Origin of the sequence: Haloarcula marismortui ATCC 43049, assembly GCF_000011085.1 — an archaeon.
In the GTDB taxonomy this organism is placed as follows: Archaea; Halobacteriota; Halobacteria; order Halobacteriales; family Haloarculaceae; genus Haloarcula; species Haloarcula marismortui.
The window spans coordinates 317,134-342,246 of the sequence record NC_006395.1 but is presented as its reverse complement, the minus strand read 5'-3'; the positions used below and the strand labels follow the sequence as shown (position 1 = coordinate 342,246).

The 25,113-nt window shown below is 61.8% G+C and carries 22 protein-coding genes and 1 pseudogene; 14 read left to right on the top strand and 9 right to left on the bottom strand.

Annotation, left to right across the window (positions count from 1 at the left end; genetic code table 11):
- Positions 1-140: 140 nt before the first annotated feature.
- Together RR_RS03740 and RR_RS03735 are read left to right on the top strand one after the other, a co-directional pair.
- Complete coding sequence (locus tag RR_RS03740; protein ID WP_049938601.1) at positions 141-1,652, top strand: anthranilate synthase component I family protein; 1,512 nt, start codon at positions 141-143, stop codon at positions 1,650-1,652.
- Positions 1,649-2,221 (top strand): anthranilate synthase component II, encoded by a 573-nt coding sequence (locus RR_RS03735; RefSeq protein WP_007190565.1) that lies wholly within the window; start codon positions 1,649-1,651, stop codon positions 2,219-2,221. Before RR_RS03740 ends, RR_RS03735 begins: the two co-directional genes overlap by 4 nt.
- A 20-nt stretch (positions 2,222-2,241) precedes the next feature.
- On the opposite strand, the gene RR_RS03730 is transcribed toward RR_RS03735, so the two are convergent.
- Positions 2,242-4,098 carry a BCCT family transporter gene (locus RR_RS03730; protein WP_049938599.1) on the bottom strand — a complete coding sequence of 619 codons (1,857 nt, stop codon included), beginning with the start codon at positions 4,096-4,098 and terminating at the stop codon, positions 2,242-2,244.
- Positions 4,099-4,187: 89 nt separating this feature from the next.
- Entirely contained in the window at positions 4,188-5,435 is a 1,248-nt protein-coding gene (locus RR_RS03725; RefSeq protein ID WP_049938597.1) for an NAD-binding protein, read from the bottom strand.
- A gap of 172 nt (positions 5,436-5,607) precedes the next feature.
- Between RR_RS03725 and RR_RS03720 the strand changes: the two genes are divergently transcribed.
- Positions 5,608-6,018, top strand: coding sequence for an EamA family transporter (locus tag RR_RS03720; RefSeq protein ID WP_004966000.1), 411 nt, complete (start codon positions 5,608-5,610; stop codon positions 6,016-6,018).
- A gap of 90 nt (positions 6,019-6,108) precedes the next feature.
- Entirely contained in the window at positions 6,109-6,489 is a 381-nt protein-coding gene (locus tag RR_RS03715) for a Rid family detoxifying hydrolase (protein WP_007190568.1), read from the top strand.
- 21 nt (positions 6,490-6,510) lie between these two features.
- Here the strand turns inward: RR_RS03715 and RR_RS03710 are convergent, their stop codons facing one another.
- Positions 6,511-6,780 (bottom strand): hypothetical protein, encoded by a 270-nt coding sequence (locus RR_RS03710; protein WP_011222717.1) that lies wholly within the window; start codon positions 6,778-6,780, stop codon positions 6,511-6,513.
- A 178-nt stretch (positions 6,781-6,958) separates the two neighbouring features.
- Between RR_RS03710 and RR_RS03705 the strand changes: the two genes are divergently transcribed.
- A complete protein-coding gene (locus tag RR_RS03705) occupies positions 6,959-8,482 on the top strand; it encodes an NADH-ubiquinone oxidoreductase-F iron-sulfur binding region domain-containing protein (RefSeq protein ID WP_011222716.1) in 1,524 nt (507 codons plus the stop codon).
- A complete protein-coding gene (gene fdhF, locus RR_RS03700; protein WP_011222715.1) occupies positions 8,479-11,790 on the top strand; it encodes a formate dehydrogenase subunit alpha in 3,312 nt (1,103 codons plus the stop codon). Before RR_RS03705 ends, fdhF begins: the two co-directional genes overlap by 4 nt.
- 242 nt (positions 11,791-12,032) lie before the next feature.
- On the opposite strand, the gene RR_RS03695 is transcribed toward fdhF, so the two are convergent.
- Positions 12,033-12,764, bottom strand: a complete 732-nt coding sequence (locus tag RR_RS03695; protein WP_011222714.1) for a creatininase family protein — start codon at positions 12,762-12,764, stop codon at positions 12,033-12,035.
- 130 nt (positions 12,765-12,894) lie between these two features.
- Between RR_RS03695 and RR_RS03690 the strand changes: the two genes are divergently transcribed.
- A complete protein-coding gene (locus RR_RS03690) occupies positions 12,895-14,013 on the top strand; it encodes a CobW family GTP-binding protein (RefSeq protein ID WP_011222713.1) in 1,119 nt (372 codons plus the stop codon).
- A 1-nt stretch (position 14,014) separates the two neighbouring features.
- On the opposite strand, the gene RR_RS22240 is transcribed toward RR_RS03690, so the two are convergent.
- The 3 genes and pseudogenes from RR_RS22240 to RR_RS03680 all read right to left on the bottom strand — a co-directional run bounded on the left by RR_RS22240 (position 14,015) and on the right by RR_RS03680 (position 16,409).
- On the bottom strand, positions 14,015-14,176 hold the full coding sequence (locus RR_RS22240; RefSeq protein WP_004966007.1) for a hypothetical protein: 162 nt from the start codon (positions 14,174-14,176) through the stop codon (positions 14,015-14,017).
- A 63-nt stretch (positions 14,177-14,239) separates the two neighbouring features.
- Positions 14,240-15,397 carry a glutathione-independent formaldehyde dehydrogenase gene (locus RR_RS03685; protein WP_007190574.1) on the bottom strand — a complete coding sequence of 386 codons (1,158 nt, stop codon included), beginning with the start codon at positions 15,395-15,397 and terminating at the stop codon, positions 14,240-14,242.
- 165 nt (positions 15,398-15,562) lie between these two features.
- Positions 15,563-16,409: pseudogene (locus RR_RS03680) on the bottom strand (type II CAAX prenyl endopeptidase Rce1 family protein).
- A gap of 561 nt (positions 16,410-16,970) precedes the next feature.
- Here RR_RS03680 and RR_RS03675 point away from each other — a divergent pair.
- Positions 16,971-18,272 (top strand): S8 family serine peptidase, encoded by a 1,302-nt coding sequence (locus RR_RS03675; RefSeq protein ID WP_049938593.1) that lies wholly within the window; start codon positions 16,971-16,973, stop codon positions 18,270-18,272.
- 64 nt (positions 18,273-18,336) lie between these two features.
- Positions 18,337-18,948, top strand: coding sequence for an ArsR/SmtB family transcription factor (locus tag RR_RS03670; RefSeq protein WP_011222710.1), 612 nt, complete (start codon positions 18,337-18,339; stop codon positions 18,946-18,948).
- A gap of 194 nt (positions 18,949-19,142) precedes the next feature.
- Here the strand turns inward: RR_RS03670 and RR_RS03665 are convergent, their stop codons facing one another.
- Positions 19,143-20,501 carry a BGTF surface domain-containing protein gene (locus tag RR_RS03665; RefSeq protein WP_004966012.1) on the bottom strand — a complete coding sequence of 453 codons (1,359 nt, stop codon included), beginning with the start codon at positions 20,499-20,501 and terminating at the stop codon, positions 19,143-19,145.
- A 349-nt stretch (positions 20,502-20,850) separates the two neighbouring features.
- Here RR_RS03665 and RR_RS03660 point away from each other — a divergent pair, with 349 nt between their 5' ends.
- On the top strand, positions 20,851-21,129 hold the full coding sequence (locus tag RR_RS03660) for a PRC-barrel domain-containing protein (RefSeq protein WP_004966013.1): 279 nt from the start codon (positions 20,851-20,853) through the stop codon (positions 21,127-21,129).
- A gap of 101 nt (positions 21,130-21,230) precedes the next feature.
- Positions 21,231-21,437, top strand: a complete 207-nt coding sequence (locus RR_RS03655) for a hypothetical protein (protein ID WP_011222708.1) — start codon at positions 21,231-21,233, stop codon at positions 21,435-21,437.
- An 85-nt stretch (positions 21,438-21,522) separates the two neighbouring features.
- Here the strand turns inward: RR_RS03655 and RR_RS03650 are convergent, their stop codons facing one another.
- Positions 21,523-22,113 (bottom strand): TetR family transcriptional regulator C-terminal domain-containing protein, encoded by a 591-nt coding sequence (locus RR_RS03650; protein ID WP_004966015.1) that lies wholly within the window; start codon positions 22,111-22,113, stop codon positions 21,523-21,525.
- A gap of 178 nt (positions 22,114-22,291) precedes the next feature.
- Between RR_RS03650 and RR_RS03645 the strand changes: the two genes are divergently transcribed.
- From RR_RS03645 to RR_RS03635, 3 genes are all read left to right on the top strand, one after another.
- On the top strand, positions 22,292-22,891 hold the full coding sequence (locus RR_RS03645) for a TetR/AcrR family transcriptional regulator (protein ID WP_011222707.1): 600 nt from the start codon (positions 22,292-22,294) through the stop codon (positions 22,889-22,891).
- Positions 22,891-24,360 (top strand): MATE family efflux transporter, encoded by a 1,470-nt coding sequence (locus RR_RS03640; protein WP_011222706.1) that lies wholly within the window; start codon positions 22,891-22,893, stop codon positions 24,358-24,360. The genes RR_RS03645 and RR_RS03640 overlap by 1 nt, the downstream gene beginning before the upstream one ends.
- A 76-nt stretch (positions 24,361-24,436) precedes the next feature.
- A complete protein-coding gene (locus RR_RS03635; protein WP_171814225.1) occupies positions 24,437-25,105 on the top strand; it encodes a class I SAM-dependent methyltransferase in 669 nt (222 codons plus the stop codon).
- Positions 25,106-25,113 lie beyond the last annotated feature (8 nt).

Here is a 25,113-nt window from a genome sequence, read left to right as displayed (position 1 = left end):
AGTGTTTAGCCGTAGTCAGTCGACAGTTCGGCAGTATTTCGGGCAGTAGGAGGGAGTACCGAAGGTTTTTGTCCTGACCCATGCTTGGTCTACACAACCACACCGGGAGGCAGGGCCTCTCGCTTAGGAGCAACTGCACTATGACTGAGATTCGATTCAGCACCGACAAAGAATCGTTCATCGAAACTGCGAGGGCAGCAGCGGACGGCACCCGTGTGCCGGTTGAGGCGCGCGTCACCGTTGCCGACCCGTTCGAAGCGTATCGCCGCGCCCGCGACGAGAACACAGACGGCTTCTATCTCGAAACGACCGGTGGGCAGTCGGGCTGGGGGTACTTCGGCATCGAGCCAATCGAGCGCGTCGAGGTGTCCGCAGGAGCGACACCCGCACAGGATGGCGGAAGTCCGAGTCTCGAAGCTATCGACGACCTACTTGACCGCGAACACCTAGAACGGGGCGACTGTACGGTTCCATACCCGTGTGGCGCGTTCGGGTGGCTTTCCTACGACGTAGCACGGGAACTGGAAGACATCCCAGAGACGACCGTTTCGGATGGCCTCCCACGGCTTCAGTTTGGCGTGTTCGACTGCATCGCCGCGTGGGAGGAGCCACACGACGGCAACGTCGAGATACATGTAACGGCTTGTCCCACCGTCGACGGGTCGCCTGAATCGGCATTCGAGCGTGGCCGGACGATGGCCCGAGAGCTAGCACAGGACGCCATCCACGGCGAGAAACACGTCCAGTCCCAGCCAACCGCTGCGAGTCAGGCCACGTTCGAGAGCGAGTGCGGCGAAGCAGCGTTCGCCGACCGCGTCCGGCAAATAAAACAGTACGTCAGGGACGGCGACACGTTCCAGACAAACGTCTCACACCGGCTGACCGCCCCGGCGGCCGTCCACCCAGTCGACACCTTCGACGCTGTCCGTCGGGTGAATCCGGCTCCGTACTCAGCCCTGCTTGAGTTCCCCGGCGTCGACCTTGTCAGCGCCAGCCCGGAGCTGTTGCTGGACGTCGATGGCGACCAGTTGCTCACGGAGCCGATTGCCGGAACGCGGCCGCGAGGCGCGACGCCGTCCGAAGACGAGGACCTTGAGGTAGACCTCTGTAGCGACGAGAAGGAGCGGGCTGAACACGCCATGCTGGTCGACCTCGAACGCAATGACCTCGGCAAGGTCAGCGAGTATGGGTCCGTCGACGTCGCCGAGTACCGCCGCGTCGACCGGTATTCCGAGGTGATGCACCTCGTTTCCCTCATCGAAGGGGAATTACGCGACGCGGTGAGCATCGCCGACGCGGTCGCAGCCGTGTTCCCTGGTGGGACCATCACCGGCGCGCCGAAGCCGCGGACGATGGAGATTATCGACGAGGTGGAGCGGACCCGACGGGGGCCCTACACCGGCAGTATCGGGATGTTCGGTTTCGACGACCGTGCGACGCTGAACATCACGATCAGGACGCTGGTTCACTACGACGACGAGTACCGCCTCCGCGTCGGGAGCGGCATCGTACATGATTCCGTTCCAGAGGCGGAGTACAGGGAGACACTGGACAAGGCCCGGGCGCTCGTTACTGCCGTCGACGAGGCGCTCGGCGAACAGGGGTCGTTCGCCGTCGAATCCGAGACCGAACCGATGGAGGGGATGCGATGATACTCATTATCGACAACTACGATTCCTTCGCCTACAATCTGGTCCAGTACGTCGGCGAGTTCGACGATGTCACGGTCCGCCGGAACGACGCTATCGATGTTGAGGGCATCCATGAACTCGACCCGGACGGCATCGTCGTTTCGCCGGGGCCCGGGACGCCCGCAGAGGCCGGCGTGTCCATCGACGTGTTCGCCGAGACAGAGTACCCGGCGCTTGGCGTCTGTCTGGGCCACCAGGCGCTCTGTGCGGCCCACGGGACTCCTGTCGGCCACGCGCCGAGCGTGGTCCACGGGAAGCCCTCGGAGGTCCGCCACGATGGAACGAGACTATACGACGGCGTCGACGACCCGTTTGAGGTCGGGCGGTATCACTCGTTGGCCGTCAAGGCATCGGAACTCCCAGACACGCTTTCGGAAACGGCCCACACGAACGACGAGCAGGGCATCGTGATGGGCGTCCAGCACGCCGAAAAACCGCACATCGGCGTCCAGTTCCATCCGGAGAGCATCCTCACTGACGCCGGGAAACAGATCGTCGAGAACTTCTGTACCGGAATCGCCAAGGCCTAAAATCACAGCACCCGCGCCGTCTATTTCTTTTCAGGTGGGTCGACGTCGTGGTGTGTCTGAATGTCCGGCAGTTTCCTGACGGCGCGTCGGAAGAGGGAGGTGTGGCCCTGCTCGTCCCGGTACCAAGTCACGGTCAGCCCGCCGACCGCCACAAGTGATATTACGGCGAACGGGCCGCCAGTCAGGACGGCCAGGGCCTGAAGCGTCTCAGCACCACCGAGAAGCAACACCGAAACAGCGACTGAACCCTGAAAAATACCCCAGAAGACGATATGCGTCGCCGACGGTGCCATCCCCCGTCGCGTTGCCAGAACAGAGACGACGAGCGTCGAGGTGTCCGCCGACGTGGCCATGAACACGATGATGAGCGCGAGAAACAGGAACATCAGAAGCTGTCCAAGCGGTAATGACGCGAACAGCGGGAAGCCGGCGACCGCCTCCGAACCGCCACGTTGTGCGATCGCGGCGAGAATATCGGCCTGCCCCGTCTGCTGGATGAACAGCGACGTACCACCGAGCAGTAGGAACCAGACCATCGTCGCCGCCGAGGTCGCAACGACACTCGTGAACACGACAGTTCTGACCCGGCGACCGCGGGAGAGTGCGGCGATGAACAGCCCTGCGAAGGGTGCCCACGAAAACCACCACGACCAGTTCCAGACGGTCCACGCCGCGACCCACTGCCCGCCCGTGTGAAGACTCAACGGAACGAACTCCACCACGTAGGTCCCGAGTGCCTGCGTTCCTCGCTGGAGAATGAACAACCGTGGACCGACGGCGGCGATGAGAAGCGCGAACAGGCCAAACAAGACGATATTGAGGCCGGCGATGCGACGGATGCCACGGTGGATCCCAGTCGCGCTGGAGACAACAAATATCAGGGTCAAGCCGCCGACGAACAGGACCGGCCCGACCTCACCGGCTGCCACGTCCCACTGGTAATTGATCCCGGCGAGGAACTGCTCGCTCACGAGTGCGACCGAGGTGGCGATGCCCCCGATAGTGGCAAAAACGGCCAGCGTATCGACCAGTGTGGCCCAGGCCGAATCGAGCTCATCGACACCGAGCAAGGGGGCCAGCACTGTCGAGACCCGGAGCGGAGCGCCCCGCGTGAACGCGAAGTACGCTATCGGGACGCCGATGACAGCGTAGGCGCTCCAGGCCGAGACGCCCCAGTGAAAGAGGGTGTACACAAGCGCGCCGTTGACGGCGCCCGGCGACCCGGCTGCCGCCCCGATGTACGGCGGTGGCTGGTCGTAGTGAAACAGGGCCTCAGTGGGGCCCCAGAACACCAGTCCGGCCGCGATGCCGGCGGTGAAAACGAGCGTAAAGTATGTCGGATACGTGTAGCTTGGCTCCGTGTCCGGACCGCCGAGTTTGATTTCGCCCCAGGGCCCAAGCAACAGAAACAGACAGTAACAGACCGAGAGGAAGACCGCGGCGAGAAACAGCGGGCCGCCGTCGCGAAGGACTGTGGCAGCAGCGGCGTCGACGGCACCCGTCGTCCGGGCAGGGAATGCGATCTGGAGCCCGAAGAACGCGGCGAACACGAGCACCGGGAACGCGAGGATGGCTGGCTCGTGCTGTGTGAGGAACTCTTTGATGGCCCGTCTGACCTTTGTCCGCCGGACGCGGAGCAGGACATCGGCCGCGGCCGGCGCAGTGGCGTCTTCGGAGTAGGGAAGGAGCGCGATGTAACAGAGTCCCGAACTGAAAAACACGAGCGCAATAGTCAGCCACGCCGGACCAGTCACGGCTTCGCCGACAAGCGTCGGAAAGAAGAACCCCGCGAGCACGAGCGCCCCGGATGCGGCACACAGTGGCACCAGTAGCCGGCCGACGATCTCCGAAATGCCACTGGCGTCCGAGGTGGCCATGCGTCGATATTCAGTATCGAATACATATATTACTATCCCACAGCGCGATGCAAGCCGGTCGACACCGTCGCTGGCGAGCATCGGGATCGTTACTCTGTGGTGTCTCCGCTCTCCCCGTCATCCGCAACGATTCCGTCCAGTAGTGGTTCGCTCGACTTACGGCCCAACACCGACTTTCCCAGAAGCCGTCCGCCGATAGAACGGGGGTTGATAACTTCGTCCGCCCCGACCGCGCGGAACTTCTCGACGTGTTTCTCGGCAGTCGCCGCTGCGACTGTGCGGATGTCAGGATTGACGTTCTTCGTCGCGATGACCGCAAGCACGTCGCGGGCATCGTCGTTACTCCCCACCACAACACCGCTTGCGGTCCCGACGCGTGCGTCCCTGAGGACATCCTCATCGGTGGGATCACCGGTGAGCAGATTCACGCCCTCGCCCTGCAGCGACGCGACCGTCTCCTCATCGGGGGTAACAACCACAACCTCCGTCTCGTCGCCCAGTTCCTCAAGCAGCGATGCCGTAACGTCTCCGTACCCAAGAACCACGACGTGGTCCTCGAGGAGTGTGAGTTCTGATGCTGTCATGACTCCGAACGCTGTCGCCATTCTGGATTCGATAGCGGGGCCAATGAGCGCGCCTACGGCGACGGTGAACGCGCCGGTTCCGAACAGGATGATTGAGAGCGAGAACCACCGTGCTTCCGCTGTCACAGGTGTGATATCGCCGTAACCAACCGTCGCGATTGTGACGACGACGTAGTACACGGCGTCGCCCCAACTGTCGAGTTCAAGGAACTGGCCTCGCAGTCCGTAGGCACCCACGGTCCCGTAAAGAACGACGCCAAAAATCGCCGACAGCGATGCGATCTGAATCGGCGAGAGGTCAAGAGACTGGTCGAACCGGTGACGGTTGCGGACCAGCAGCGGGTACGTGACCAGCGTCAGCAACAACAACGGGATATCAGTTGGCTGAAACGTGGTAAGCGGCAGTACTACCAGACCGAGAAGCACGACGGCCGCCACGCGCCACGCGAGTTGTTTGCGCCGCTGGAGCCCGACCGTCACGATGCCGAGGACGAACGCGAACAACACCCCACCGAACCTGACGAACGGTAGCGGAAGGTCGACGACGGCGGTCAGCGGGCCATTAAGTGCAAGCGACGCCTGACTCAGATTCGAAAGGCCGGTCACGAACGCCAGCAGCGCGACCGTCCCGGTCAGGACGACCGTCGGTTTTGCGCCGGATAGCTCGTCCCACTCGACGAACGGGACTCTGTCAGCCGGATAGAACACGTCCTCCAGCGTCCGGTCCGACGAGTCTTCTGGGACGTTAGCCATTAGCATACTTTTGTCGGAGTCAATATAAAAAACACGCGGCGAGCGGGCACCGAACTCAAGTCAGCGGGCCACATACGACCAAATCAATGCGTCGATTGCACGAGCATGGGTGTCGCCGTTCGCCAAGGACGCTTAGAGAGAGTTGGAGCCGACTCATCTGGAGGGCGGACAGATGAACGCCGCCGTCCTGTTCGGACTGGGAACGATGATAGCCTGGGGGTTCTGGATAGCGTTTGGCAACGTCGCGTCAAGTACAATGGACCCGGAGACCGCGGCGTTCGTGTCCTACGCCGCTGCAACGGTCGTCACCGGGATATACGTCGTTGTCTCAGACGCATCGTTCGTCGTCACGAACCGGGGGATGATGTTTGCCGGCGCGGCGGGCGTCGCGGCGGCCGTCGGCGTGGTCTCGACGTTCGTCGGCGTGACTGTGGGGCCCACGTCGATCGTGTCCACCATCGGCGGGATGTACTTCATCACTGCCGCAGTCATCGGCGTTATCGCGTTCGGGGAGTCCATGACGTTGACGAAAGCCGCCGGCATCGGTCTGGCGCTGATAGCGATTGTCGTCATCAATCAGTGACTGGACACAACTGGTTGGCTTTCGAGAACGTTGTGTGAGTGTCCCCCGTCACAGCAGGGGTTTATGAGATGGGGGCAGGTACGGCCGGATATGAAGCGCGTAGTCAGTACCGACGAAGCACCGGCCGCGGTCGGCGCGTACAGTCAGGCAACGTCGAACGGCGACCTCCTCATCACCGCCGGACAGCTCCCGCTAACGACAGACGGCGAACTCCTCGACGACGAGCCAGTCGCCGACCAGACGCGGCAGTGTCTTCACAATGTCGCGGCGATTCTGGAGTCAGAAGACCTCTCGCTGGACGACGTACTCAAGACAACCGTCTATCTCGACGACATCGACGACTTCGACTCGTTCAACGAGGCCTACAGCGAGTTTTTCGAATCGGAGCCACCGGCGCGGAGCGCCGTCGGCGTTGGTGCGGTCCCGAAAGGTGCAGCGGTCGAAATCGAAGCTATCGCGACCACCGAGTAGCGAGCGCGGCCGTTCCGTATCTTATCGCAACTCCATCTGTTCTGCTCGCTCTGCGGCGAGCGTCGTCAGTTCGTCGACGCTACTGTCCGAGCGGTCCGCGAGGACGCGAAGTAACATTCCGAGCTGTATGGCCGCTGCCTCGCGGAGTTCGGCCGCCTCCTCGGTGTCGTTACCGAAATAGTACTCGTGGCGGCCGTCCTCGTGGATAATGCCGGTGTACACCGAGCGCAGGTCGGCCTCGGTTATCGCGGCTGACGCCTCCGTCTTGACTTCCTCGAACCGTGGGTTCATGATTTCGATTGGGGGTAACGTCCCGCTGCCTCATTGTTTCAGCGGAACGACTCGGCCAGCGCTGTCCCATTATTGTGTAAGCAAGTGATATGTTGTGTGGGTCGATGACGCCACTGCAACCAGTGGTCCCGGGACCGCTCGGCTGGGGTTTTTAATCGTTCAACACGAGGCACAGAGTATGACACGGGAAACCACGGCCCTCGCTCATTCGACCGCCGTCCGGGTGTCGACGGACGGCCGGTCACAGAACGGGGACCGGGTCCTCTCCGCGGCGCGGACGACGGCGGACTCGACACCGGTCGTCAGGACGGGACCGACGGGCATCACAGCAGCCACACCGCTAGTGATGGTTACACGTAGCGAACGGACAGCCTTCTACAGCGACCCGTCACCGGCGACCGTCCGTGACCTCATCGACGAACTGGAAGCGGGGACAGTACCGACAGCCGATGCGGACGCTGTCGTCGAGCACGACCCCGAAACGGCGTCGCTCCCCGCCCCGGAGCGTGGCCCGCTCTCAGTCGGCCGCCGCAACGTACTGGGCCCCTGTGGCTGGGTCGCCCCGCTTTCGCCGGCCGACTGGTCGTTCGTCTCGACCCAACGGACCGCCGACGTTGCAGCGGGAGCCGGGCTGCTGGGCCGCGGTCGCGGGGACGCCGCCGCTGACGAACCGGTCGCCGATACATGGGAAACAGCCAGCGAAACCGACGGTGACCCAGTGGTCGTCTGTAACGCCAACGACGCCAGCGACCTCCCGACGGGCGACGACACTCTGCTGTCCGGCGCACCGATGGCAGTCCTCGACGGGATTGCGGCGGTCGCCGAGTACGTGGACGCTGGCGACGCTGTCGTCTATGTAAACGAGTCGCAGACGGACGTGCAAGCAGACCTCCGCGAGGCAATCGACGCAGCCGCCGACACCCTCCCTGTCGTTCCACAGTTGGTAGCCGGCCCGGACGAATTCCGCGCCGGCGAGCCCACGGCGGCGCTCGAAGCACTGGAAGGGGCCGACCGCATCGAGCCGCGGCTCCAGCCGCCATCACCGGCCAAACGGGGCCTGTACGGCCGCCCAACAGTCGTCCACACACCGCGGACGTTTGCGCAAGTCCAGCAGGCCGTCGCCGACCCCGGTAGCGTCGACGCTGACGCGGCAGACCCCGGGACGCGAATCGTAGCGGTCGCCGGCGACGTTGCGGACTCGGCGACAGTCGAACTCAGGTCGAGCGCAAGCCTCGCAGCGGTTCGCAAGGCGGTCGAGATGGACGGGTCGTTCAAAATGGCCTGTGTTGGCGGCGTCCTCGGCGGTGTCACGCGCAGTCTTGATATGGCACCGACCGCACAGTCGCTCCGGGCTGCCGGGCTCGGAACCAATGGGGTCGTCGAACTGTTCGACACCGGTCGATGTACCGTTGAAACGGTTGGGAAGCGGGCGCGGTTCGCATCGATGGAGAACAGCGGCCGGTGTGTGCCCGGCCGTGAGGGAACGAAGCAGCTCGCTGAACTGCTGCGCGACATATACGACGGCTCGTTCGAGAACGACAAGATACGCGAATTGTCCCGGGTGATGCGCCAGTCGAGTAACTGTCAGACCGGCGCGCACGCGCCGCGGCCAGTGACCACAGCTATCGACGAGTTCGAGCCCGAGTTCCGCGCTCACACTGACGGACACTGTCCCAGCGGCACCTGTACGGAGAAGCTATGAGCACAGACAAATCGATTCCACGAGTTCCGGACCTACACGACCCACAGCCTGAGACGCCAGTCACTCACGAGTTCGAGACCGGCACCGCCAACGACCCCGACGTGGGAACCGACACAGACGACCCGACGACGCTTACCGTCGACGGCGAGCGGGTCACGGTCGCCCCGGGGTCGACCATCATCGACGCTCTGCAGGACCTCGACGACGATATCGTCAGTGTCGACCCCGGTGCGGAGGGCGTCGAAGACGACGCCGATGTTCCGGCCCTGTGTTACTACGACCGCGACGGGGACTGCAGCGACGAGGTCGGCCCGCGCAGCGAGTGTCGCACCTGCATGGTCGAGACCGAGGAACACGGTCTCGTCCCGTCGTGTTCGTTCCCCGCCGAAGACGGGCTGTCTGTGTCAACGGACACGCCCGACGCCGAGGAAGCCCGCAGCGTCAACCTCGACCTCGTCCTCTCAAACCACAACCTCCGGTGTACCACCTGCAACGGCAACGGCCGCTGTGAACTGCAGGACGCCGCCATCAGCGAGGGTGTCGACCACCCCCGCTACGGCGTTTTCGACGAGCGCGACCAGTACGAACCCATCGACGACACCTCCTCGTTCATCCAAATCGACCGGAATAAGTGTATCCTCTGTAACCGGTGTGTCGATGCCTGCAACGACGTGCAGGTCGAAGGCGTCCTCCGTATCGAAGGTCACGGCGAGGACACTCGCATCGGTTTCCAGTCCGACGCCGAGACGATGCACGACTCCGAATGTGTCTCCTGTGGCCACTGCGCTACCGTCTGCCCCACCGGCTCGCTGACCGAGAAGGGTATCGACGGCGCGGCGACGCTCCCGCTGCCGGGCTTTACACAGCGGAACTCGATCGGGAAGGTCATCGAACACGAGGACGCTGAGACCATCGATGATACTACCGCTCCCAACCGCGGGTTCGAGCCCGGCGACCCGAGAGCGGCGAAGAGCAAGCAAGGTCTCGCCAAATTCGCCTCGCAAGCAAAACGCCGGGCCGGCGACATCGCCAAGGACTACGGCAAGAAGGCGTTTCTCGCCGGCGAACACACCGCCGAGAGCATCGCGGCGAACACGATGCCCGAGGGCCGGCTGTTCGACATCGCCGACATAGTCAGCGACTACCGGCTCTCGAAAATCGACAAAGAGGAGACGACCTGCGGGTTCTGTGCCGTCGGCTGCCGGTTCGAGATGTGGGGCAAAGACGGGGACTCGCTCGGCGTCGTTCCGGTCGACGACCCCGACGACGCGCCCGCGAACAACTTTTCGACTTGCGTAAAAGGGAAGTTCGGCCACGAGTTCGCCAACAGCGAGCAACGGGTCACCGAACCGCTCATCCGCAACGACGACGGCGAACTCGAACCGACGACCTGGGACGAGGCGCTTGAGTATGTCGCCGAGCGCTTCACCGAGATTCAGGACGCCCACGGCATCGACTCGCTTGGCTGTCTCGCCTCTTCGAAGGGCAGTAACGAGGAGGCATACCTCGTCCAGAAGTTCGCCCGGCAGGTGCTTGGCACGAAGAACATCGACAACTGCGCGCGGCTGTGTCACTCCTCAACGGTGGCGGCACTCCAGCAAACGCTTGGCTACGGCGCGATGACCAACCGTATCAACGAGGACATCGGCGAGGCCGACGCCTACCTCATCAGCGGCTCCAACACGACGGAGTCCCATCCGGTGCTCGCCACGCGAATCAAGCAGAACGTCCGAGACGGGGCCGACCTCGTCGTGTTCGACCCGCGGAAAGTCGGTATCGCCGAACACGCCGACCAGTACACCCGGACCAACCCCGGCTACGACGTGGCTTGGCTCAACGGCCTGATTCGGTACATCATCGAGCACGACCTCCACGACGAGGCGTTCATCGAGCGCAACACGAAGAACTTCGAGGAGGTCAGGGAGAAGGTTCAGGCGTTCACGCCCGAGAAAGTCAAGGAACTGGCAGGCGTATCGCCTGAAGAACTCGCCTCGGCTGCCGAGACGCTCGCCGAGGCCGACACGGTCGTCTTTGGCTGGGCGATGGGGATGACCCAGCAGAGCCACGGCACGGAAAACCTCATCGCGATGGCCGACCTCGCGCTCGTCCTCGGGCAGGTCGGCAAGCCGGGAGCCGGCCTCTCGCCGTTCCGCGGCCAGAACAACGTGCAGGGCGGCGGTGGCGACATGGGGACGCTTCCGGGGAGCTTGCCGGGCTATCAGAACCCAGCCGACGACGAGGTCGGCGAGAAGTTCGCCGACGCGTGGGGCGAGCGCCCGCCCAAGGAGCCCGGACTCAAAGTACCAGAGATGCTCGCCGAGGCTCACGCGGGGAACCTCCGCGGGATGTACGTCGTCGGCGAGAACCCGGCGCTCTCAGAACCCGACATCCAGCACGCCGCCGAGGCCCTGGAAGACCTAGAGTTCCTCGTCGTGCAGGACATCTTCATGACCGAAACGGCGGAGTACGCCGACGTGGTGCTCCCTGCGGCCACGTCGCCGGAGAAACACGGCACGTTCACCAATACGGAGCGACGCATCCAGCGGGTTCGACCCACGTCTGAGCCGCCGGGCAAGGCCCGTCAGGACTGGGAAATCACGCAAGCGCTGGCCCGTCGGCTGGGCTACGACTGGGACTACGACCACCCGCGGGAGGTCATGGACGAAATCAACTCGCTCGCGCCCATCTACGGCGGCGTCACGTACGACCGGCTCGAATCCGGCGAAGAACATGGCCTGCAGTGGCCTTGCTGGGACGAGGACCACGATGGCACGCCGTACCTCTATGACTACGACGAGGGGAACTTCAACTTCGAGGACGGGAAGGCCCGCTTCGTTCCTGCCGACGGCGGACACCCCGGCGAGATTCCCGACGAGGAGTTCCCGCTGACGCTTACCTCCGGGCGCGTGCTGTATCACTGGCACACAGGACAGATTACCCGCCGTGTCGAGGGGCTGATGAGCCACGTCGGCGAGAGCTTCGTCGAAGTACATCCCGAGACGGCCGAGAAGCTCGGCATCGCCGACGGCGAGTACGTCCGCGTCGAGTCCCGGCGGGGCGATATCGTCGTCAAGGCACAGGTCACCGACCGCGTCGGCCCGGGGACGCTGTTCATCCCGATGCACTTCGCGGCTGGTGCGGTCAACAAACTCACCGGCGAGACGTTCGACCCGACCGCCGGCATTCCTGAGTACAAAGTGTCGAGTGTTCGCGTGGAAGTGCTGGGCCCGGAGACGGACGAGACGGTGCTACGGACGCCGGACGCCGGCGGAAAACAGATCCGGAAGCGAGGGACAGGCGACGACTGAGTCGGCACATCCGCTTTTGATCAGTATGCGGGATCGTGAATGGTATCGTGACCGCCTCAGACAATCACCGAATATACAGACATATTTGCGGACTATTTACCACTGCCCGTTAGCGTTGATAATTATTTATCCCGCATTTACACAAGCGAATTTTTCTTACTAAGAGAGTAGGTGTGAACTATGTTGAGAAGGAACCAACTAGCGTGGTTTCAATAGCAGCTATCTGTGTTTTTCTTCACCGCTTACTCACGCGGTCCGACCGGCCGATCCGCGATTTCATCGAGGAGGGCGACGAGCGACTCGGTTGCCAGGTCCAGTAGCATCTCCCCACGTTCGGCGCTCCCCTCGCGCGGGTCGCCGACGACGCCGTTCTGGGTAAATTCGTCGGAATCGAACGCGAGGTTGACGCCGCTCTGCCACTCTCCCCAGCCGTCGCTGCCACCGTCTGCGGCCTCATCAAGCCGGTCCTCGTGGACTGTCTCTGGGTTCGTATGCTGGAGCAGCGAGGTTTCCAGCGGCCCACCGTGGCCCATATCGGCACTGTGGTCTCCGACCGCGTTGAACCAGGTGAACGGGACAGCAAAGGCCTCGTCGTGGCGGGTTATCGTGCCCGCGACTTCCCGCAACGCGTCGATGTTGCCGCCGTGGCCGTTGACCAGCACCACGTGGTCCCAGCCGTGGCTGGCGAGGCTCCGGACGATGTCGCGGACGTAGGACCGAAACGTCGATTCGGAGGTCCACAGCGTCCCTGAAAAGGCCCGATGCTCCTCGGCGACGCCGACGGGGACTGCCGGTGCGACGACGACGGGGTCGTCGTGGCGCTCAGCACCGTGTTCGGCGACCACTTCGGCGTCGAGTGTATCCGTTCCGAGCGGCGCGTGTGGCCCGTGTTGTTCCGTACTTCCGACGGGGAGCAGCGCAAGGTCCGTCTCGACCTCGGTCATATCAGTCCACGCCTCCGTCTCCAGTTCCATGGTCGCATCTCTGGTCGGGGCGAAATAAAGCCATTCGCTCAGCGGGTGTGACAGTCAAAGTGCTGGCTTGCGTCTCCAGTTGGCACCCGGACACGGCTTTAAAACGTGTTGACACGTGTGTTGTGATAGCATGGCTACCGATAGCTCGGACTCGGTTCCAATGACGGTCATCAGCGGGCCACTCGGCGCGGGGAAGACAACACTGGTAAACAGGTTGTTAAGCGAGCCCGGAGGCAGGCGAATCGCCGTCGTCGTCAACGATATGGGGGAAATAAATGTTGACGCCGAGCTTCTCGCGGACGAGGCAGAGTCGGGAGAAGAGGGCGTCGTGGACCTCTCGAACGGGTGTATCTGTTGCCGACTGCAGGACGACCTCGTCACCGAGGTGACGCGACTTGCCGAGGAGCGGACGTTTGACTATCTCATCGTCGAAGCCTCCGGTATCAGCGAACCGATTCCCATCGCCAGAACGCTGACAGTCGGCCCGGACGGGGGCGACCCGCCCGACGGACTGCATCTAGATACAACGGTTTCAGTTGTCGACGCCTACGGATTCTGGAAGGCGTTCGACCCCGAGGAATCGCTTCCGGAGGCCGCCCCCGGCCCCGAACGCCCGCTCACCGAGGTCCTGATCGACCAGATAGAGTTCTGCGACGTACTCCTCCTGAACAAATGTGACATGGTCCCCGCGGACGCGCTGGACGCCGTAGAAGCCGCGGTTAAGGCGCTCCAACCTCGAGCAGCCATCCATCGAACCACGTACAGCGAAGTCGACCCTAGCGACGTACTCGGGACTGGACGCTTTGATTTTGAGGACGCCAAGCGACGACAGGGCTGGAAACAGGCGTTAGCCGGGGCAGAAGACCATGCCAACCACGAACACGACGACGAGATGTCGGCTGCAGCGGCACACGGCGTCGAGTCGCTCATCTATCGGCGAGACACGCCGTTTCACCCTGTTCGGTTCAATGACTGGCTCGACGACTGGGACGGTGCTATCGTCCGCGCGAAGGGGTTTGCGTGGGTCGCCAGCAGGCCCGAGACGGTGCTGGGCGTGAGTCAGGCCGGCCCGTCTGTTCAGGCGGGACCCATCGGCGAGTGGGGCAACGACGACCCGTCCACGCGGCTCGTCTTCATCGGGCAGGAGATGGACGGGGATGCACTCATCGGTGAACTTGACGACTGTCTGGCTACGGACAAAGAGCGAACGGAGACGTTTGCCAGTGACCCGTTCCCGCGGGAAGGGTGAGTCAGGTTGCGCCGTAGCCCACTTCCTCGCGAAGTTCGTCCCACGACTCGTGGAACCCGTAGGTGGACTCGGAGTCGCCGCCCATCGCGGCCTGATAGACATCATCATAGGACAGTAGCTGCGTCCAGCCGTCGTGGAACCGGTAGCTACAGTACTGACACATAGCTGTCCATACCGGGTAGCAGGATGTATAGCTATCGCCGAAAAATGGGCTGGTGTTCTGGTGTCAGGGCTCCAGCAGGACCTTGGTGACACCTTCTTCTCTGTTGTCGAAGGCCTCGTACATCTCGGGAGCCTCTTCAAGCCCGACCCGGTGAGAGACGACCCAGCTAGGGTCGGCGCGACCCTCGACAATCAGGTCACGTAGTTCCCGGTTGTAGGACTTGACGTTACACTGGCCAGTCCCGAGCGCCTGCCCCTTCTCGAAGAGCAGTCCGAAGTCGATACCGAGGCGGCCCTGCGCGGCCATGTCGTCCGGCGCGCCCGGGTCCTCTGGAACGTAGAGCCCTGGAATCCCCAGTTCGCCGGTCGGTTTCACCGTTCGGATGAGGTTGTTGATGACGACGGCCGGGTTCTCTCGCGCCGGGTCGTACGCGTCGTCAGCTTCCTTATCCGGGTCGATGGCCTGATAGCCAACAGCGTCTACGCCCTTGTCGACGCCACCGCCGTGTTGCGCTTTGATCTGCTCGACCGGATTGCCGTCCTCGAAGTTGATTGGCGTCGCGTCGCAGTGTTCTTCCGCGAGTTCGAGCCGGCTCGGAACGCGGTCTACGGAGTAAATCTCCGCTGCGCCCTTGATTTTCGCGCTGTAAGCGGCCATCAGCCCGACCGGACCGGCCCCGTAGATGGCGACGGAGTCGCCCGGTTCGAGGTTTGCGAGTTCTGTCCCGTGCCAGCCTGTCGGGAAGATGTCCGCCAGCAGCGAAAAGGCGTCCTCGTGCTCATCCCCATCCGGGAGTTTGAGCGCGTTGAAGTCTGCGTAGGGAATACGGAGCTTCTCGGCCTGCCCGCCCTTGTATGGCCCCATGGCGACGTACCCGTAGGCTCCGCCGGCGAAGCCAGGATTGACGTTCGTACAGAAGCCGGTGTATCCAGCCTCGCAGTTCTCACAGAAGCCACAGGCAACGTTGAACGGCGCAACGACGCGGTCGCCTTCCTCCAACGAGGAGACGGCCTCCCCGACTTCGGTGACGATGCCCATGTTCTCGTGTCCAAACACGATACCGGGTTCCGCTGCCGTCCGCCCCTCGTACATATGGAGGTCGGACCCACAGATGCACGACGTCGTGATGTCGATAAGTACGTCGTTCGGGTGCTCTATTTCTGGTTCATCGACTTCTTCGACAGCCACTTCTTTCGGTCCCTTATACACAACAGCGTTCATTGACATTGTCTAACACAACCATATACCACATAGAATAGCTGTCACTTATAACTAATTAACTATAATGAACAACCCAGAGACAGCTACTGGCAGAGCAGTCTGGGGCTGCTCCGCACCTGCAGACGGGAAGAACGTACGCAGCAAGCCCGGAACCCCCGACACGTCCTACTTCTCGGTCGAGGCAGATATCTCCCGCCGTGACCCGGTAAGGGGTGAGCCGTCGTGACAGACGGACAGTCAGGTAGACCAGCGAAACCATGACAGTGTATTCGAGCACACTGACCACCAGATGTAGCTCGGACGGGATGCTCACCGATACGATGACCGGCGGATGATTCATTGATGCATGGAACAGGGCGACGAGCCAGAGGTTGCCAGTCAGCGCATAGACGCTCCCGTAAGCAAGCCCCATAAGCGTCAATCCGAAGAGTCTGGCCGCAAGTGCGGAGCTAACGCCGTGCCCTGAAGCGAGAAACCACCGCGGCAGGTGAAAGAGGGCGAACAGGACCGCAACGAGAGCGATGCCAGACAGCACCGCCCGCCGAGTTGTCCCACCGGCCAGCCTCGTGACTTTCTGTTGCAGGTACGTACGGAAGAGAAGTTCTTCCGGGATGGCAGTGAACAGCAGCGAACTGAAAAGTGCCGCGAGATACAACAGCGGGTGGGCAGCGGTTCTCGACAGCGAGACTTCGAACCCAGAGATGCCACCCATAGCGAGGGCGACCGCAACAAGGTTGTACAGTCCCCAGAACGCGGTGACCACCTCAATCACGGGAACCAGTGTGCGAACAGGCGGGAGTAGCGAGCGCAGTGAGACGGTCTCGATTCTGAGCGCACCAGCCGTGAGTGCAACGAGGAAGACACCCCAGATCATTCCCAGGACGGGTGGCGGGGATGCGCCGGGGGAGATGGTCATCAGTCCGGAGAGGACCACAATCACCAGGAGGTACGTTGCAACGGGAACCAGCGGCCCGCCGCTGAATCTCGGCAGGCCAATGTCAGGGCGCAACATCCAGTCGGAATCCGATGGCCGACCCAAAATTATCTTCCATCTCACACTCCGGTGCAACTCTGTTGACGACGAGTGCCCAATATGTGGGTTGTGGCCAACCACGCGACCTGACGTTTAAAACTAGTTTTTAGTCTCTGGTAGCTTTACTATGCTCCCGTCCAACGAGTCAAATGCCGGTGACCGCCTGTAACAGGTCCCGGCTGCCAGCGCCCTCCCCGTGTGCCGCCGGTTTCCACGAACCGGACTCCATCCCAGCCCGGATATCCACACGACAACGGGTACAGCCCGCCTTCCCCGTTGTCGGCCGCTCAATTCACAGTGCGTTGGCACTACAGTTGGGTCCCACACCACACAGACCGAAAGTAACGATGAAACGACGTGTCCGCCGGCTATGCTGTTGTTATGTCGATGTGCGTGTATCGGTTTTCACAGCCGACATGCTCTGCAATGTGTCTCACCGAGTAGCCAAGCATCTCGGTACGGTGCTCGGTACCCAACCAGTGTTCACTGCAAGACCCGCGCCCCCCGGACCGGCGGTATTATCGCGGCAGGTGGTCAGGGGTGCGTGATCGGACTGTATTGCTGCTAGCCGTCATCGCGATCGCGTCACTCACTGGAAGCATCGCGACGCTCGCGGTGGCAGGTCCGACAGATTCCCGCCCGGACAGGGCCGATGACGCGTCAGTATCGGTGTCAGACGGAGCAGCTGGCCGATTCGCACGGCTCCACGCGGCCGGAGTCACAGGTTCGAACGTCACGGTCGGCATTGTCGATCCGACCGGATTCGACACGGAATCGAAAACGATTGCCGGCCAAGTCGTCAAAACACGGAGCTTCGGGATTGGTTCCGTGCACAATACCCACGAGGCTCACGGGACTGCAACGGCCGCCGTGGTGTCACGGACCGCACCGGATGCTGACCTGTATCTCGCCCGGGTTGACAGCATCGACAGTTATCAACAGGCAGTCGACTGGCTGGTCCGAGAGGATATCGACGTGATCGTCGCACCCGTTTCCTTCTACGGGCAGCCAGGCGATGGAACCGGGCCAGTCGCCCGCAGCGCAACACAGGCGACAGAGCGTGGGTCAGTGTTCATCGCCCCAGCTGGTAATCTCGCACAATCCCACTGGTCAGGGCAGTACACCACTGATACCGTCCAGAATCGGACAGTCGCGTTTACCAACGGGAGCAGGCAGAATTACATCAGAGGTGGGACCGAAATCACGGTCTGGCTCTCATGGGAACGAGCATACGCAGACGAGCAGTACACAGTCGAACTGCACTGGACAAATGGAACCGACTCCCGCCTCGTCGCTCGCTCACAGCCCTACCGCGGCGACGACGTGCCAAACGAGCGTATCGTTGCCGACGTCAAACCAGGCGACTACTATCTCGTGATTCGCGGGCCAGCGTCGCCGACTGGCGCACGGTTACGGCTCGTGTCTCCGACGCACGACCTCCAGCACACGGCGGCTCGAAACAGCATCGTCGCTCCGGGGACGGCCCGTAAAGTGATTACTGTCGGGGCGTACAACAGCCGTGTCGACCAGCTCGAACCGTTCAGTTCGCGTGGGCCGACAGCCGATAACCGGGTCGGCGTCGACATCGTGGCTCCGGACAGGCAGTTCGCCGCCGCCGCACCTGACGGCTTCGTCGGGTCTTCGGCCGCAGTCCCCTACGTCGGTGGCACCGCGGCCCTGCTGCTGGACGCAAACGAGTCGCTGTCCCCCCACGAAACCGAGCACCTGCTGGAACAGACTGCGAGGGACGTGGGACGGCCGGGACTCGACAACGCGACCGGTCACGGGGCGGTCGAACCGGTCCGCGCGGCCCGGGCAGCACAGAACCGTACTGATGGTTAAAACTCGTTTTAAGCCAGCCACAGACCTTTGAGGAGTCCCGTATCATATATCCGACAGTGACGCCATGTCGAGCCCGATCGAAACGATACAGGAGCGGACCGGGACAGCAGACGAATCACCGCGGGTACTCGGTGTTGCAGAGAACGAAACCGACGACGTGTTCGACGCGCTCGCGTCGGACACCAGCCGGTCGCTGTTCCGCACGCTGTACGACGAGCCTGGAACGCCATCCGAGATAGCGGACCGGTGTGACACGTCGGTCCAGAACGTCCACTACCACATCTCGAATCTCAAGGATGCGGAACTCATCGAACCGGTCGAAACGGTGTACTCCTCGAAAGGTAACGAGATGACCGTGTACGGTCCCGCCAGCGACCCGATTGTGCTGGTCGGCGACCGCGACCTGGCGCCGCGTATCCAACAGTCGATGACCGATGTTGTTACTGGGGTCGGGCTGATTGGGTTTGCGAGTCTCTTCGTTCAGTGGGGTGCAAAGCGACTGGCAGACGCAACCGCCGGAGCCGGGGTCTTAGCTCCTGCGAGTCCACAGACCGGGCCCGTCAGTGGCACCAGCACACTCGCGTGGTTCGTTTTCGAAGTCGTCGAGCCGGGCGTGCTGTTTTTTTGTCTCTGCCTCACCGTTCTCGGTCTCGCTGCGCTACTGACTGGCGAGTGACTGTCCGCGAGACAGTACAAAAAACGACAGTTCAACCGTGACCGGTTTCCGGGCAAAAACGCACGGCTCACCGATCTAGCCCCGAGGCCGCGGTCGTGGGTACACCAGTGAGAGCAGGCCTCTGACAGTGGATGCCACTTTAGAAACTTTCGAGATGGGTTCAAAAACCGTGTTTCGAGACGACTGTCTTGGGATCAGTTCATGACGGACCGAAGGCAGATCCCCACGCCAACGATAGCGAGGATGCCGCCGACAGCGAGAGCACCAGCACTGATCCCCAAGTCACCAGCCTGTGACTGCTGTGGAGCCGATGTTTCGCCGGTAACTGAATCGACGCCGTCGGAAGACGCGTCTGTAGATGTGGTGTTCCCATCTGTGATGAGCAACGTGCCGACCGTGTCGGGCCGGCCATCCATCTCAGTCCCACGGTACAGCGACAAGTCGTAGGTGCCCGCGTCAAGTTGCGAATCGAGGGCGACCTCCGAGCCGGATTCAACCGCCACGGCATCGGCATCCGCAGCGGTTTCGAGGGTCGGTTCGTCGTGGCCGGCCGCCGTGGTGTCAAACAGGAGAGCGACACGGGCATCGCCGTTCCCGTCACGGACGGTCGCATTGATCTCGTAGTTGATTTCCGGGCTCCCGATAGAGATGGTGGCCGCGTCAGCGGTCGCAAGGACGACATGGATTCGAGCAGTCTCTCCTTGCCGCCCTTTGACGACTGGTTCTTCCAGCCCGAAGTCGGCCGATTCTTCGACCTCGAACTGCTCGTTTGCTGTCCCATTAGCTTCGATGATAAGCCGGCCGACAGTCGGTGTCCCGTCAGTCGACTGCCCATCGAACACGCGGTACGGGTACGCGGCGGGGTCAAGGGTCGACGGGAGGTCCGGCTCCGACTCGGTCACGGTCAGCGAGTCACCATCGTCTGCCACGCGAAGCGTCGCCCCCTCAGTGCCGGCGACCGCAGTGTCAAAGAGGACCAGCACCTCGCCGTCGCTGTCGTCGTCACTGACGGTCGCGTTGATCCGGTAGTTGGTCGCCTCGCTTCCAACAGAGAGCGTTTTGGTCCCTCCGTCAGTCATAGAGACCGGTATTTCGGCGGTGTCGCCCTGGGAGACCGTGACAGTGTTTTCGCCGTCGTCAGTCTGCTTCGGGGTCGCTGTCTCCGGTACCGTATCAGTACAGTCGCCGTCACACGGGGCGATGGTCTCAGTACGTTCAAACAGCGTGTCGCCGTCGACATGAGCGGACAGTTCGTAGGATATGTTCGCTGGCATGTGCGACATATCGAACTGGGCGACGAACGTCCCATTGGGTTGCACTCTGACCTGCCTTTGAGAAAGGAACGGGTTCGACGCGTTGGCTGACTTGATTCTGACCGTCATCTCTGTCCCGGGTTCCAGTGTGGTCTCCCCAGTGACCACCTGTTGTTCGTCAGCGTGCAGCGGGAAGCTATCCTCTGAGACCGTGGCCTGCTGCTCCGCGGCAGCAAGCCCCGGACCCGTCGCTGCCGCGGCGATAAGCACCGCGGCTAGCGCCACCGACCGGACGCTCACAGAACCACCTCCCGTGGTGCGGGCGACTGTGCGTGCGTTTGAGAGCGATGCTGCCAACAGTACCGCATCGCAAGTGGAGGGCCATTCGCTGGCATACGGGTAGCGGTTACACCGGGACTGAAAAAGCACCAGCGATAGGTTAAAACCGCGTTGAATTCGGTAATGCTGATCTGATCGGTGAGGCGGCGAATTCGCTGCGATATAAACGGTAATATCTGTGACGATGGTTCAGTGGCGACAGTATTCGTGGCATCCACGTAGGCAATGATCTTGCAGTAAGAGGGGAGAGGGCGCAGAGAGTTGTGAGAAATGCAGTAATTTTATGATAATTTCGGTATGATTGACTAGTATGCGAACGGTCCTCGCAAACCAGCTCTCCAACGTCCGGGTCGTGAGTACCGATGGCCGCGAAGTCGGCACACTACAAAACATTACGATCAATACAACTACGGGAGAACTCCAGACGATTGTCATCAACAGCGACATTCAAGAGATATTTGGCGTTGAACGGGATTCCGACGGCGATATTCGATTGCCGGCGTCCCTCATCGAATCGATGCGGGACCACCTGACCATTCAGCCGCCTGCAGAACAGAGTGTTGCAGGCGGCGATGCTGTGGACTCGTAGGCAACCCGTCGGCTGTTCAAACGGGCCGAAACGGGTAGCTGTGCGTTTGCAGCAGCAGAGTTCGGTACCGTCGTGACGATACGTCGTCGTTTTTTGAGAGTATGCAGCTAGACACTGAGATAGTCTCGCTCGCAGTGCTAGCTGCTCCCCTCCAGAACAGCGGCGCAGGTGATATGGTACTGTTCCTGTTCAATCTCTTAATTGCCGGTATCCATATTGCCGGGATGTGGATGGTATTCGGGAAGTTCGTTATTGTTGTACTCACAGGTGTTCCAGTCGTTATCGCGCTGATTGCCCTCTGGTCGTGAGATTATTCGCGGTGTGACCGAGGGTTCCAGCTAACAACAGTCGGGACGCTGTGGGACAGCTACAGGGCGGCTGGCCGGTGGGCTACTACTGTAACATCGCGTCGGCGTACTCACTTGCCGTCTGTCGGGCCGTTTCGAGTTCCTCAGTGTCGTCTAGCATCACGGCTCGAGTCCGGGCACCGTCGATGATCGTCAGCAGCGAACGGGTAACGTGCTCCGCGTCGACGTCAGTAAATACGCCCTCGTCGATCCCGTGGTTGATGACTGCCTTGAGCATATACCGGACGTACTCGTCATTCTGTCGGAACCGGTCGCTGAACGCCTCCTTGTACGGGGCTTGACTCCGCATCTCTAGCAGAGCGACCGAGAGGTCGGGGTTTTCCTGCGGTTTGACAAGCAGTTCGTCGAGCAGGAGGTTCAGCCGTGCTTCAGGGTCCGTTGTCTCGACATCGTGAATCGAATCGACGAACCGCTCCAGCAAATAATCGAGAAAGGCCGCAAGAAGGTCGTCTTTCGTGTCGTAGTAGTAGTGCACTGCAGCCGTCGATTTGCCGTACTCGTCCGCGATCCGTTGTATCGTGAGGTCAGCGTACCCGTGCTCGCGCAACGCCCGGTAGGTCGCCTGCATTATCTCCTCGGTCTGGTCCGAGAAGGTGCGGTCCGATGGTCCAGCCATTGCGTAACGGTTTCGACCATGGTTGGATAACGGTTGTGACCCCGATACTATTGCTCAGTCAGATTATTGGTTAGTTAGTCTTTCGGTGCTTGATTCGGCCTATGTATCGTTTATAATTTAGTTTGTGGGGTTCAAAGCGTTTTTGACTAACCAGTTAGTAAGTTTTGTCACAGCCGTTATGGATGACGATACAGCTACCGAAATTCTTGCGGCGACGTACCGCGCCCTCTGCCAGCACGGGTACGCCGCACTCACGGTCAAAGACATCGCTGCCGAGGCGGACCGGAGCAAAGCGTCTATTCACTACTACTACGACAGCAAAGAGAACCTCTTTGCCGAGTTTCTGGACTTCTTGTACGAACGATACACTGCAAAAATAACGGGCGTCGACGGGAGTACACCGCGGGAAGAACTCGATTCGCTGTTGGACACCGTTCTCACTGATGAGCGACAGACGCCCGGTCAGGAGTTCAGAACGGCGATACTCGAAATAAAGGCACAGGCCCCGTACAACGACGCCTTCCGGACACAGCTGCCCAGGTTCGATGCCGTGCTCTTCGACCGGCTGCGGGAAATCATCGCGGCCGGCGTCGAAACCGGGGAGTTCGATAGCAGGGTCGAGCCGGCCGTCGCAGCGGAGTTTCTCGTGACGGCGATTACAGGTGCCCATACCCGACACGTCGCCACAGACCGTTCGATAGACCGATTCAACGAGACGATTACGCGATACGCTGAGACCCATCTCCTGACGGACACGCCAGCGGAGGCGACCCGCTGATGGGGATTCGAAGTCGCGTTCGTTCGCTGTTCAAAGGCCCCGAGGAATTCGACCTCACGTCGGGTGGCATCGGGAAGCCGCTGTTTTTCCTCTCGATGCCGATCGTCATCACGAATCTCTTCCAGACCGCGTACAACCTCGCGGACACGTTCTGGCTCGGCCAGTACAGCACGGACGCGCTGGCTGCAATCAGCTTCGCGTTCCCGATGGTGTTCCTCCTCATCTCGCTCGGGATGGGGATATCCGTCGCCGGTAGCGTCCTCGTCGCACAGTTTACCGGCGCAGGCGAGGAGCGCGAAGCCGAGTACGCTGCGTCCCAGACGGTAACGTTCGCCGTCATCGTCTCGTTTGGTCTCGGCATCGTGGGCTATCTCGGCGTCGATACGTTCCTCAGCCTGATGGGCGCGTCCGAAGACGTTCTCCCCATGGCGACCAGTTACATGGAGGTCATCTCGCTCGGCCTGCTGTTCATGTTCGGCTTCTTCGTCTTCGTCGCGCTGATGCGGGGCTACGGTGACACGATAACGCCGATGCTCGTCATGTTCGGCTCGGTCGTCCTCAACATCATCATCGACCCGTTCCTGATCTTCGGCTGGACGGTCGTCGAGAACGCACCGCTCGTCGGGACCATCTCGTTCCCCGAACTCGGCATCGAAGGGGCTGCCATCGCGACCGTCTTTTCGCGGGCGCTGGCGCTGGTCGTCGGGCTGGCAATTATGTTCCGAGGGAACCGCGGCGTCCAGATTCACCTCCGCGATATGGCCCCAGACCTGTCGTATCTCCGCCGTCTCGTTCGCATCGGCCTGCCTGCCTCCATCGAAGGGACGGGCCGTGCGCTGTCGATGAACCTGCTGCTGGTCATCGTTGCAATGTTCCCAGATACGGTCGTCGCCGCCTACGGCATCGGAACGCGCGTGTTCTCGGTCGTCTTCCTGCCGGCCATCGCAGTTGCGCGTGGCGTTGAGACGATGACTGGCCAGAACATGGGGGCCGACAGGCCGGACCGGGCAGCGAAGGCAGCTGGCCTTGCAGCGACGGTCCTGTTCGGCGTGCTCTCCCTGGCTGGCGTGCTCGTCTGGTTCACCGCCGCACCGATAGCCGACCTGTTCACGACGGACCCCGAAGTCGTCGAAATCACGACGCAGTTCCTCCGCTACGTCGCGCTTTCCTTCGGATTCATCGGCATCATGCGGGCCTACACCGGGAGCTTCCGTGGTGCCGGAAAGACGCTCACCGCCGCAGCGATATCGGTGTTGATGCTCGGCGTTATCCGCTTCCCGATTGCGTGGTTCGCCGCTGTGCCGTTCGGCGAAACCGGAATCTGGATATCGTTCGCCGTCTCGAATGTCGCGGGAGCGATTATCGCGTACGGCTGGTATCGACGTGGGACGTGGCGAGACAGCGACCTCACCGAAACCAAAGTCGACATTGACGAGGCAGGCATCGAGATGTCGGCAGACGGGGACTGACAGCAATGAGTGACGAGCGCGTGTGACACCCTTCAGATGACCCAATGCTTTCAGGGGAGCCATCGGTACTACTGGCGTGTCCCCTGAACCGAACCCCAGTCAGGAACCTTCAGCACCGTTATTTGCGGCGATATATGACCCGGCGACGGCGCTCATCGAGCGGACGCTCTTGCGACCACATCGTGAGTATCTGGTAGCGAATCTGGATGGAACGGTGCTGGATCTCGGCGCTGGAACCGGCGCGATGTTTCCGTATTTTGAGAGCGTTGCGACCGCCTCGACCGAGTTTCACGCTATCGAGCCGGACCCGCATATGCGGCGGCAGGCAGCGGAGCAGGCGAACACGCAGGCCACGCCGATTCATATCGAGTCGTCACCGGCCGAAGCCCTCCCGTACTACGAGGACACCTTCGACGTCGTCATCACGTCGATGGTGTTCTGCACGATTCCGGACATTGAATCCGCGATGAGTGAAATCACCCGCGTCCTCAAACCCGGCGGCGAACTGCGTTTCTTCGAGCACGTCATCGACGACGGCTGGCGCGCCCGGCTACAGTCGGCGCTCGCACCGCTCTGGAAACGACTCGCCGGCGGGTGCCATCTGACCCGACAGACGGGGACACGGCTCGTCGCTGACCAGTCATTCGATGTCGTCGAAATCGAGCGACTCAATCTGGGCATAACGCCAATCCGTCCGTTCGTTCGGGGACGGCTCCGCAAGCGCTCGGTGTCTTCGACGCGGTAACTCGGCGG

What these genes read in the sequence shown, in the direction of transcription:
- RR_RS03715 (WP_007190568.1), top strand. Translation starts at nt 6,109, where the DNA reads ATGAAGCGCGTAGTCAGTACCGACGAAGCACCGGCCGCGGTCGGCGCG.
- RR_RS03660 (WP_004966013.1), top strand. Translation starts at nt 20,851, where the DNA reads ATGCGAACGGTCCTCGCAAACCAGCTCTCCAACGTCCGGGTCGTGAGT.
- RR_RS03705 (WP_011222716.1), top strand. Translation starts at nt 6,959, where the DNA reads ATGACACGGGAAACCACGGCCCTCGCTCATTCGACCGCCGTCCGGGTG.
- RR_RS03720 (WP_004966000.1), top strand. Translation starts at nt 5,608, where the DNA reads ATGAACGCCGCCGTCCTGTTCGGACTGGGAACGATGATAGCCTGGGGG.
- RR_RS03655 (WP_011222708.1), top strand. Translation starts at nt 21,231, where the DNA reads ATGCAGCTAGACACTGAGATAGTCTCGCTCGCAGTGCTAGCTGCTCCC.
- RR_RS03690 (WP_011222713.1), top strand. Translation starts at nt 12,895, where the DNA reads ATGGCTACCGATAGCTCGGACTCGGTTCCAATGACGGTCATCAGCGGG.
- RR_RS03650 (WP_004966015.1), bottom strand. Translation starts at nt 22,113, where the DNA reads ATGGCTGGACCATCGGACCGCACCTTCTCGGACCAGACCGAGGAGATA.
- RR_RS03640 (WP_011222706.1), top strand. Translation starts at nt 22,891, where the DNA reads ATGGGGATTCGAAGTCGCGTTCGTTCGCTGTTCAAAGGCCCCGAGGAA.
- RR_RS03645 (WP_011222707.1), top strand. Translation starts at nt 22,292, where the DNA reads ATGGATGACGATACAGCTACCGAAATTCTTGCGGCGACGTACCGCGCC.
- RR_RS03710 (WP_011222717.1), bottom strand. Translation starts at nt 6,780, where the DNA reads ATGAACCCACGGTTCGAGGAAGTCAAGACGGAGGCGTCAGCCGCGATA.
- RR_RS03695 (WP_011222714.1), bottom strand. Translation starts at nt 12,764, where the DNA reads ATGGAACTGGAGACGGAGGCGTGGACTGATATGACCGAGGTCGAGACG.
- RR_RS03685 (WP_007190574.1), bottom strand. Translation starts at nt 15,397, where the DNA reads ATGAACGCTGTTGTGTATAAGGGACCGAAAGAAGTGGCTGTCGAAGAA.
- RR_RS03740 (WP_049938601.1), top strand. Translation starts at nt 141, where the DNA reads ATGACTGAGATTCGATTCAGCACCGACAAAGAATCGTTCATCGAAACT.
- fdhF (WP_011222715.1), top strand. Translation starts at nt 8,479, where the DNA reads ATGAGCACAGACAAATCGATTCCACGAGTTCCGGACCTACACGACCCA.
- RR_RS03725 (WP_049938597.1), bottom strand. Translation starts at nt 5,435, where the DNA reads ATGGCTAACGTCCCAGAAGACTCGTCGGACCGGACGCTGGAGGACGTG.
- RR_RS03730 (WP_049938599.1), bottom strand. Translation starts at nt 4,098, where the DNA reads ATGGCCACCTCGGACGCCAGTGGCATTTCGGAGATCGTCGGCCGGCTA.
- RR_RS03735 (WP_007190565.1), top strand. Translation starts at nt 1,649, where the DNA reads ATGATACTCATTATCGACAACTACGATTCCTTCGCCTACAATCTGGTC.
- RR_RS03670 (WP_011222710.1), top strand. Translation starts at nt 18,337, where the DNA reads ATGTCGAGCCCGATCGAAACGATACAGGAGCGGACCGGGACAGCAGAC.
- RR_RS22240 (WP_004966007.1), bottom strand. Translation starts at nt 14,176, where the DNA reads ATGTGTCAGTACTGTAGCTACCGGTTCCACGACGGCTGGACGCAGCTA.